The sequence below is a fragment of the Propioniciclava flava genome, assembly GCF_004126535.1.
Classification (GTDB): Bacteria; Actinomycetota; Actinomycetes; order Propionibacteriales; family Propionibacteriaceae; genus Propioniciclava; species Propioniciclava flava.
This window is the reverse complement of sequence record NZ_PPCV01000010.1, coordinates 96,277-105,247: the sequence shown is the minus strand read 5'-3', so window position 1 is coordinate 105,247 and position 8,971 is coordinate 96,277. Positions and strand designations below refer to the sequence as shown.

9 protein-coding genes are annotated in these 8,971 nt (G+C 68.0%); 5 read left to right on the top strand and 4 right to left on the bottom strand.

Annotated elements, in window-relative coordinates:
* Nucleotides 1-249: 249 nt before the first annotated feature.
* The 3 genes from C1706_RS14400 to C1706_RS12800 are packed head-to-tail and all read right to left on the bottom strand — an operon-like array spanning nucleotide 250 to nucleotide 4,234.
* Nucleotides 250-2,712, bottom strand: coding sequence for an MFS transporter (locus tag C1706_RS14400; RefSeq protein ID WP_129459635.1), 2,463 nt, complete (start codon nucleotides 2,710-2,712; stop codon nucleotides 250-252).
* A gap of 22 nt (nucleotides 2,713-2,734) precedes the next feature.
* The gene (locus C1706_RS12805; RefSeq protein ID WP_164987559.1) at nucleotides 2,735-3,247 is read right to left on the bottom strand and encodes a MarR family winged helix-turn-helix transcriptional regulator; all 513 of its coding nucleotides are present in this window, start codon (nucleotides 3,245-3,247) and stop codon (nucleotides 2,735-2,737) included.
* Nucleotides 3,248-3,301: 54 nt separating this feature from the next.
* Entirely contained in the window at nucleotides 3,302-4,234 is a 933-nt protein-coding gene (locus C1706_RS12800; protein ID WP_129459633.1) for a DUF368 domain-containing protein, read from the bottom strand.
* Between the two features lie 115 nt (nucleotides 4,235-4,349).
* Here C1706_RS12800 and C1706_RS12795 point away from each other — a divergent pair, with 115 nt between their 5' ends.
* The 5 genes from C1706_RS12795 (at nucleotide 4,350) to C1706_RS12775 (ending at nucleotide 8,047) form a co-directional block, all read left to right on the top strand.
* A complete protein-coding gene (locus C1706_RS12795) occupies nucleotides 4,350-5,000 on the top strand; it encodes a TrmH family RNA methyltransferase (protein WP_129459632.1) in 651 nt (216 codons plus the stop codon).
* A gap of 23 nt (nucleotides 5,001-5,023) precedes the next feature.
* Nucleotides 5,024-5,581: a hypothetical protein gene (locus tag C1706_RS12790; protein WP_129459631.1), complete on the top strand. Its 558-nt coding sequence runs from the start codon at nucleotides 5,024-5,026 to the stop codon at nucleotides 5,579-5,581.
* A 105-nt stretch (nucleotides 5,582-5,686) separates the two neighbouring features.
* Nucleotides 5,687-6,706 (top strand): class II fructose-bisphosphate aldolase, encoded by a 1,020-nt coding sequence (gene fbaA, locus C1706_RS12785; RefSeq protein ID WP_129459630.1) that lies wholly within the window; start codon nucleotides 5,687-5,689, stop codon nucleotides 6,704-6,706.
* A gap of 151 nt (nucleotides 6,707-6,857) precedes the next feature.
* Complete coding sequence (locus C1706_RS12780; RefSeq protein ID WP_129459629.1) at nucleotides 6,858-7,100, top strand: hypothetical protein; 243 nt, start codon at nucleotides 6,858-6,860, stop codon at nucleotides 7,098-7,100.
* Nucleotides 7,097-8,047, top strand: coding sequence for a Clp protease N-terminal domain-containing protein (locus C1706_RS12775; protein ID WP_129459628.1), 951 nt, complete (start codon nucleotides 7,097-7,099; stop codon nucleotides 8,045-8,047). Before C1706_RS12780 ends, C1706_RS12775 begins: the two co-directional genes overlap by 4 nt.
* 94 nt (nucleotides 8,048-8,141) lie before the next feature.
* Here C1706_RS12775 and kduI read toward each other — a convergent pair whose 3' ends face one another.
* Nucleotides 8,142-8,957, bottom strand: a complete 816-nt coding sequence (gene kduI, locus C1706_RS12770; protein WP_129459627.1) for a 5-dehydro-4-deoxy-D-glucuronate isomerase — start codon at nucleotides 8,955-8,957, stop codon at nucleotides 8,142-8,144.
* Nucleotides 8,958-8,971 lie beyond the last annotated feature (14 nt).

Below are 8,971 nucleotides of genomic sequence, written 5' to 3'. Positions count from 1 at the left end.
AGGCACGTCGAGGTCTTCCGGACGGGTTGTGTGAGAACTCCCATCATCGGAAGACCTCGACCCTCACCCCGACACCGACGCGCCGCCCCAGGTCGCACCACAGCTACACCCTCATCTGTGAAGAGCCGCATAAGGGGGCCGTCTCGTTGCCGACGCCGGGATAGCAGCGGGGGTAGGTGCCCCCTGCTGCGCTGGGGGAGCAGCCTCCCCGGGCGGCGCCTAGTGGGGGTGGTAGGGCCGAACCGGCGTTCAGGTCCGGGGGCGTCCGACAAGTGCGAGCGCGACGAGCGCGAGGGCCGCGGCCCCGCCAAACAGCAGGTACACGCCCCGGAACCCCTGATTGAGGCCACGCTGGTAGGCCAGTTCGATGTCGGGGGCCGCCTGGTCGATCTCGTCGAGGTAGGTCGTCAAGGCGGTGTCGAATGCCGCAGGGATCGCGTCGCGGAGCTCAACCATCTGCTCACGGGTGGTGCGCAGTTCATCCTGCTTGGCCAGCAGCGCCGCCCGGGCATCGGTGAGGTCGCTGTGCGCGGTGAGGAGTTCGTCGCGCCCGCGGGTCAGCTTGGTGCGCGCCTGCGCGAGCGCGGAGCGTCCCTGTTGCAGTTTCGCCTGGGACGCCACCAGGTCAGCCCGCTTGGCGACCGCTTGGTCCAGCTTGGCCTGCAGGCCCGTGCGCTGGCTGACGGCCGCGGCACGCTTGTTTTCCAGATCCTGCACCGCTCCACGCAACCCAGCCAGTTGCGCCGCCGCCTGCGACGCCACGCCCGGGTCGGGGGAGTGCGCCGCCGCAGCCGCCCCCTGCTCCGCCCCCGCTAGCGCGGCGCGTTGGGCGGTCAGGCCCTCGTCCATGCCCGCCACCGCCCGATCCAGCCCCGCGATGCCCTTCTTCATGCCCGCGATCCCGGCGTCAAGACCGGCCACACCCTTGCGCATGCCAGCCAACCCCTCGTCCATCTCGTTGAGCTGGCGCGACATCTTCTGTTGCGCCTCCGCCATGGCGGTGAGGTTCGCGGACATGGTGGCGAGACTGTCGGTCATCTTCTTCTCAGCGTCCGCCGTGCCAGCAAGGCCGGCGTCCACCCCGTCGATGCCGCTGGTGACGCCCGCGGTGATCGTTTCGATCGTGTGCGGGGTCTCGCGGGCGAACATGGCGCGGGCGACATCCTTGGAGACGGCGACGATGGTGGTCACGTCCGCGGTGCGGAGTTCCTGGACCAGCGGCTCAGGCAACGTGCCCCCGGCGGTGGGATCAATGGTGAGATCGGTGGGGGCCAACAGCGCCGGATCCAGGGTGCCCAGGCGGTCGGCCAGGTCCGGGTCCGACTTCCAGCGGGTCAACGTGGCCTGCAACTCGGCGGCATGCGGGAGGGCCGGTGCCGGGACACTGCGCGGGAGCGCAGCCGTCACGTCCGCCTGGATCACCCCGCCCGCCTGGGCGAGGAAGCCGACCATCACCGCGGGGGCCAGCGTCGTCCCGATCGAGCGCATCAACGACAAGGTGGCCAGTGCGGAACTGGAATCCTCTGGGGCCGTACGTTCCAGCATCATGTAGTTCAGCGGAGAACCGACGACGAACCCGAGCCCGAGCCCGAGCAGGCACAGCGACACCATGACGCTCACCGTCGACGGCGCGGGGATCGCCCACCCGATCAGCGACACTGCGGCAAGAAGACAGATCAAGGCCCCGAACCCCAGGACAAGGCGCGGGCCGAAGCGGTCGGTGAGGCGTCCCGACAGTGGGGCACCGACGCCGGACGTCAGCCCCAGTGCGATCACCGCATATCCGCCGCTGCCCGCGGGCAGGCGCAGCGCGTTCTCCGCGAACTCCGGGACGAACACGACCCCCATCAAGATGACCCCGCTCAGCAACGACAACAGCAACGTCAAGGCGATGCCGCGATCGGTGAAGTAGGACAGGTGAAGCACAGGGTCGGCGGCGCGTCGCTCGACGACGATGAGGACGGGCAGAAGAGCCAGGAACGCCGCGAGGAAGGGCCAGACCTCGGTGCTGGTGATGCTGGTCGCCACATCGAGGTAGTCGAGGTTCCGCAGCCCGTACAGGAGGGAGAGGATCATCGCGACCAGGACGAGGCTGCCCCACACATCGATGGGGGCGACCTTCTCGCTGGTGTGATTGGGCAGGATCAGGGCCCCCGTGACGAGGATGGCGAGGGTGATGGGGATGTTGATGTAGAAGATCCACTGCCAGTTTTCGGCCCCGGCGATCTGCAGCACGAGGCTGCCCGCCGAGGCGCCGAAGATGTTCGCCACCCCGTAGACGGCTCCGACGAGGCCCAACGCGAGGCCGCGACGTTCCTGGGGCACCGTGGTGCCGACTTCCGCGGTCGCAATCGGCAGGATGCCGCCGCCCCCGATGGCCTGGAGCGCCCGCGCGGCGATGAGCATGCCGAAGCTGCCGACGTCTTGGGACAACCCGCACAGGAGCGACCCGGCGCCAAACAATGCGATGGACAGCAGGTAGATGGGTTTGCGTCCGCTGCGGTCAGCGAGCTTGCCCATGATGGGGATCGCCGCCGCGTAGGCGAGCGTGTAGATCGTGATCATCCAGATTCCGGCGGATTCGTCGACGCCGAGTTGCGTGGAGATCAGGGGGCGCGCGGGAGTGATGATCCCGGTGTCGAGGGCACCCATGAAGATGCCCAGCAGGTACAAGGCCATGGGCCCGGCCCAGCGTTTAGCGGTGGCGCTCACCCCGCCAGGATAGACCAAGCCCTTAAATGACTGAAGTATCTCCGGGGGAGGGACCCTCGCCGAACGCGGTCAGCGCGCCGTTGACATCGGCGAGGAAACGCAGGCACAACTCAAGGTCGGCGGCGCTGTAGGGGGCCAGCGCAGCCTCGTGGGTGACTGCGAGCGGGCCGAAGAAAGAACCGGCCACCTCGCGCCCTCGTGCGCCGATCCGCAAGAGGGTTTGGCGCCGATCCCGTGGGTCGGGCTCGCGCCACACGTGGCCGGACGCGGCGAGGCGGTCCACCAGGTAGCTCACCGCCGCCTGTGACAGTTGCAAGGCGTCGGCCAGCCGTCGTCCGGTCAGCGGGTCGCCCAAGCGCTCGGCTCGGGTGATCGCCGTGAGCGCGCGAAAGTCGGTCTGGTGAAGGTCGTGACGCGCCGCAAAAGCGGCCCCGATCCGATCCGAGGAAAGGGAGAGGCCCTGGAGTTCGCCGACGATCGCCGCGATCAAGGCGGCACGCCCGTGCTCCTGTGGCGATCGCTCGACGGGGTCCATGGGCCGCATGCTAGTCGCCGCTGACCAGGGGGGGCGCCGCGAGGCGCCTCGCGCCTAGTCGCCCGTGGCCTCGATGGCCTCGCGCTCGTCGGAGTAACGATCCTCCAGCTTGCTGAACAGCCAGGAGGCGACGACGCCGAGCACCAGCATGACCGCGCAACTCAGCAGGAAGATCGGCAGCGACTGCTCCGCCTTCTCCATCGCGCCCGGCGCGAACACCACCGTGGGGAAGATCGCGACCGAGGAGCCGACCACCATCCCCAAGATGAAGTGGTACATCGCCGCATAGTGGTGACTGAAGGCCCAGTTGGCTGCCTTGGCGAACAGGATGACGCACAGCACCAGCCCCAGGAACAACGGGATGAACACCCCGGGATCCAGATCCTTGATCCCGGCGGCCATCTTGTCGTAGAGGCCGAAGTAGATGAGGAAGTTCGAGGGGCTCATGCCCGGCACGATGACCCCCAGGCCGATGAGCGCGCCCGAGGCCAGCCATACGCCGATGTTGGGCTGGACGGTGAGATCGGACTGGCCGCCCACCAGCATGATCGCGAAGATGGCCACCGCGGCAATGCCCAAGATGGCGTAGTCGCGGACGGTCCGGCCCTGCTTGCCTGCCTGGCGCCACAGCGAGGGGAAGGTCCCGATCACGAATCCGATGAACAAGGTGACGAAGGCGGCCTCGTAGCGACCGAACGCCGCAGCCACCACGATCGAGAACAGCACGACGCCGATCACGCCGCCGATGCCCACGGGGATTAAGTAGCGCACATTCGACCAGAAGCGCTGACGCACATTGGCCAAGAACTTGATCATCGGGTCGTAGATCTTGAAGATGACGGCCAAGACGCCACCCGAGAGCCCCGGGAGGATGAAGCCGATACCGATGGCGATGCCCTTCAGGAGCCGCACCAGCCAGGCGCCGATCGACTCGGGGGCGTCCAGGTGGGGCGTCGGGGTCGTGTCGGGGGACTCGGTGTGCGACATGCGAATCTCTCTGTGGAGCGACAAGGGTCCGCCCGAGCCTACCGGGAGGGGAAAGGCGGAGCCCCGGCGGTGGTCCGCCGCGCTGGCAGGCGTCCGCCGACTAGGGTGTGAGCCGATGAACGAGCAGGAGTCTGCCCAGGACCTGGGCGCATGGAACGATCCCACCGCCCCGACCGTTGGCGTGGGGCCGCATCCGCTCCCGTGGCCGGACGATCCTCGCCTAGATCCTGCGCTCTTGGCGGACGGGGATCGTCGCAATGTGCTGGATCGCTACCGCTACTGGTCGGTGGAGGCGATCGTCGCCGACCTGGACGCCCACCGTGCGGGCCTGCACATCGCCATCCAGAACTGGGAGCACGACTTCAACATCGGTTCGGTGGTCCGCACCGCGAATGCCTTCAACGTGGCCGGAGTGCACATTCTCGGACGTCGGCGTTGGAACCGGCGCGGGGCCATGGTGACCGACCGCTACCTGCACGTGTTCCACCACCCGAGCGCCGAGGATTTCGCGGCGTGGCTGCAGGACCATCAGGTCACGGCGATCGGCGTGGACAACCTGCCGGGCTCGGTGCCCTTGGAGACGGCGGTGCTTCCCCGGGACTGCTGCCTGGTGTTCGGATCGGAGGGTCCCGGTCTGACCGACGAGGTGCTGGCTCTCTGCTCGGGGCTGGTCGCGATCACCCAGTACGGGTCGACGCGCTCGCTCAATGCGGGTGCCGCCGCAGCGATCGCGATGTACCAGTGGTCGCTCCAGCATCGCGGCTGAACCCGCCCGGTAAGCTCGCCGCCATGGACGTGCTCAGCTATCCGGTGCTGGTCGACCCGGCCCCCGCCGTGGCGAGATGGCGTCTTCAGCGCCGTCGCGTCGTGTGGCGCGTCGTTTCCTTGGTGATCTCCGTGCTCGTGTGGGCCGTCATCTGGTGGCTCAATCAGGCGAACCTGTGGCCGGGCTTCTGGTGGGTCGTGGGGATCAGCCTGGGCATCACGGTGGCCTTCCTGGTGGGGAGCATCGTCGGGTTGGTGCTGGCCCGCCGCACGGTCAATGCGCTGCACGAGGGCCTGGCGTTGGGGGTGGGCCGCGACGGGATTTTCCTCGATGGGCCGGTGCCGTGGTCGGCGATCCGGGCCTTTCTCGTCAAGCCGCCCCGGCGGGGCCGGAGCGCGACGCTCGTGGTCGTCTCGAAGGCTGGGACGTGGCGGACGCTTCCCCTGCAATGGCTCGACCAGACCCCTGCGGCGGTCGACAACGCCGTCCGGGCCTTGTCAGGCAACCGGTTGGGTCTCGATCTGGCGCCGATCGACCGGAACATCTCCGTCGAGCAGCAGCTTCAACTGGTTGCTCCCTGAGCCTGGCTGTCTCGCGGGTCGGCTACCCGGGGCTGGCTGCTGCGCCGGATCACCGGATGAGACACAATAGAAGGCGCACACGAAGTCTTCTGTGAGGAGTAAAGAATGCCGATCGCAACGCCTGAGGTCTATGCCGAGATGATCGACCGGGCGAAGTCGCAGGGCTTCGCCTACCCGGCCATCAACGTGACCTCGTCCCAGACCCTGAACGCGGCCCTGAAGGGCTTCGCGGACGCCGGCAGCGACGGCATCATCCAGGTGTCGACCGGCGGCGCCGAGTACGCGTCCGGCCAGGCCGTGAAGAACATGGTGACCGGCGCCGTCGCGCTGGCCGAGTTCGCTCACGTCGTGGCTGAGCAGTACCCGGTCAACATCGCCATCCACACCGACCACTGCCCCAAGGACAAGCTGGACACCTACGTCCGTCCGCTCCTGGAGGTCTCCGCCGAGCGCGTCAAGGCCGGCAAGAACCCGCTGTTCCAGTCCCACATGTGGGACGGTTCGGCCGTGCCGCTGGCCGAGAACCTGGCCATCGCCGAGGAACTGCTCGCCAAGACGTCCGCCAACCACCAGATCCTCGAGATTGAGGTCGGCGTCGTCGGCGGCGAAGAGGACGGCGTCGCCAACGAGATCAACGAGAAGCTGTTCTCGACCATCGAGGACGGCCTGGCTACCGCCGCCGCCCTGGGCCTGGGGGAGAAGGGGCGCTACATCACCGCTTTGACCTTCGGCAACGTTCACGGCGTGTACAAGCCGGGGTCGGTCAAGCTGCGTCCGGCCGTGCTGAAGGAGATTCAGGACGCCGTCGCCGCCAAGTACGGCACTGAGCGCCCGTTCGATCTGGTCTTCCACGGTGGGTCCGGTTCGACCCCCGAGGAGATCGCCGAGGCCGTCTCCTACGGCGTCATCAAGATGAACGTCGACACCGACACGCAGTACGCGTTCACCCGTCCGGTTGCCGGGTGGATGATGACGAACTACGAGGGCGTCTTGAAGATCGACGGGGGGGTCGGCAACAAGAAGAAGTACGACCCCCGCGCGTGGGGCAAGGAAGCCGAGGGTGGCATGACGGCGCGCGTCGTCGAGGCTTGCCAGAACCTGGGTTCGGTCGGCACGCACGCCTGATCCCTCCGGTTTCGGGCCGAGACCCGAACTGATTGTCGCCAGGGCGACGTCCGCTGTGTGCGGGCGTCGCCCTGGCGCTGTCCTGTCACGGGTATCCGCAACCTGTCAACGACGGTTGACAGGTGAGGGTGTGTCAACCTAGGTTGCTCATATGGAACCAGGAGACCTGGCGAACCTCGCCGCCGATGCGACGGACCCGCTGACCGCGCTGAGAGCCGTCGCCTCGCTGCGATCCCTCGCCGACATGCTCGAATACCGGCACGTCGAAGAGGCCATCCGCGCGGGGCGAACCTGGGCCGAGATCGCGGCCGCGCTCGGGGTAACCCGCCAGGCCGTCCACAAGAAGTACGCCAAGCGACTCCCCGCATCCCTTTCCCCCAGGAGTATCCGATGAAGCTGACCGTGACCCAAGCCTGGCTGAATGCCTCCGCCCACGAGGCGGGCCGCGTCGGGGCCGCAGCCATCGACGTTGACCACCTGTACCTCGGGCTTCTCGGCATCGGCGGGGCAGCCGCACGCCTGCTCGGGGCTCACGGGGTGACCCTCACCACGGCCAGGGCCCGCACCCAGGAAATGCTCGCCACCGACCTGGGTGTGCTCGGCCTCGTCCACAGGGAGGGCACGATCCCCCCACCGCGCGCGCAGAGCGATGAAGCGTGGCCCACCGACCTGCGTGAGCGCGCCCGCGCCCTGGTAGCCGCCTCCGGGAAGTCGCCCGACACGTTTGCGCTGTTGGTGCTCCTGCTGCAGGAGCCCTCGGGGATCATCCGGCGGCTCGTCCATGCCGATGGGGTCCTCCCGCAAGATCTCGCCGCGCCGCTCAAAGAAGGCTCCGATGAGCCCTACAGCACGGTGCGGGCCGCCGTGACGCCCGGCCTCCTCCCCGAACCTGCCTTTGCGCGCAGCGTGACGCACTTCATCGCCGAACCCCCGCAGCGAGTGATCGCTGCCCTGCGCGACCCCGCGGCTCTCGCCCTGCTGGGCCCCGCGAGCGACGACGGCCAGGACCCCACCGCACCGGAAGGGGCCGTCGTCACCGGTCTGGGCGGGCGCCGCTCGCTGAGGCTGCACGCCCACCTTCGCGCCGAGGAAGCAGGCGAGGACCTCACCTGGGTGTGGGAGATGCTGGACACGGCCTGGAGCGGACAAAACCTCACCTACCACCGGTTCATCGCCCACGAAGCCCCCGGAGGCACGGACCTCACCCACACGCTCGGCTACCGCACCTTCGGTGTCCTGGGGCGGCTCATCGAGCCCTTCACACGGCACGCGGCCGGAGGGATGGGCCTCATGCAGCAGCGGTACACCCTGGCGGCGTTCATCGCCGAACACGACGCCTGAGGGTCTACGCGCTCCCGACGCACCGACAACGCCCGTGGTGGACGCCCTCAAGGAAGGCGGCCCCCACGGGCGTTGTCGGGAACCTCGTGTGAGCTCAGCGCAACTGGGTGATCGTGCGGTGATCCATGTCGTCGAAGTCCTGGTTCTCCCCGGCCATGGCCCACACGAACGTGTAGGCGCGCGTCCCGACGCCAGAATGAATCGACCAACTCGGCGAGATGACAGCCTGCTCGTTGCCCACGATCAGGTGACGCGTCTCCTCCGGCTGCCCCATCAGGTGCACCACGCGCGCGTCATCGGCCACGTCGAAGTAGAGGTAAGCCTCCATCCGGCGATCGTGGGTGTGCGCGGGCATGGTGTTCCACATGCTGCCCTCAGCCAGTTGCGTCACACCCATCGAAATCTGCGCCGACCGGATGCCGTCGGGGTGGATGTAGCGGTTCAGCGTGCGGACGTTGGAGGTGGCTGCCTCGCCCAAGTGACGCTGGTCGCCCTCGCCCGGCTGGACGAGCACCGTCGGATACGACGTGTGAGCCGGGGCGGAGAACAGGTAGAAGCGCCCCGGGGCCGCGAAGGTGATCGCCCCCGCGCCGCGGCCCACGTACAGGCAGCCCTTGTTCTGGATCGTGTACGTCGTCCCATCGACGGTCACATCGGCGTCCGCGCCCACGTTCACGATCCCCAACTCGCGCCGGTCGCAGAAGTTCGTCGCCCGGAGCTCTGCGGGGACCGGAAGCGTCAAGGGGCCATCGGTCGGCACAGCGCCGCCCACGATGATCCGATCCTGATGGCTGTAGACCAAGGACACCTCGCCTGGCTGGAACAGATCCTCAATCAGGAACCGCTCCCGGAGTTCGGTGGTATCCATCGTCTTGACATGCTCCGGAGCGCACGCGTAACGGTTCTGCATTGTCGTCGTCCTTC

Bases quoted from the DNA above. Each gene is read 5' to 3' on its own strand.
- C1706_RS12805 (WP_164987559.1), bottom strand. From the start codon at position 3,247: ATGGACCCCGTCGAGCGATCGCCACAGGAGCACGGGCGTGCCGCCTTG.
- C1706_RS12780 (WP_129459629.1), top strand. From the start codon at position 6,858: ATGGAACCAGGAGACCTGGCGAACCTCGCCGCCGATGCGACGGACCCG.
- C1706_RS12775 (WP_129459628.1), top strand. From the start codon at position 7,097: ATGAAGCTGACCGTGACCCAAGCCTGGCTGAATGCCTCCGCCCACGAG.
- C1706_RS12795 (WP_129459632.1), top strand. From the start codon at position 4,350: ATGAACGAGCAGGAGTCTGCCCAGGACCTGGGCGCATGGAACGATCCC.
- kduI (WP_129459627.1), bottom strand. From the start codon at position 8,957: ATGCAGAACCGTTACGCGTGCGCTCCGGAGCATGTCAAGACGATGGAT.
- fbaA (WP_129459630.1), top strand. From the start codon at position 5,687: ATGCCGATCGCAACGCCTGAGGTCTATGCCGAGATGATCGACCGGGCG.
- C1706_RS12800 (WP_129459633.1), bottom strand. From the start codon at position 4,234: ATGTCGCACACCGAGTCCCCCGACACGACCCCGACGCCCCACCTGGAC.
- C1706_RS12790 (WP_129459631.1), top strand. From the start codon at position 5,024: ATGGACGTGCTCAGCTATCCGGTGCTGGTCGACCCGGCCCCCGCCGTG.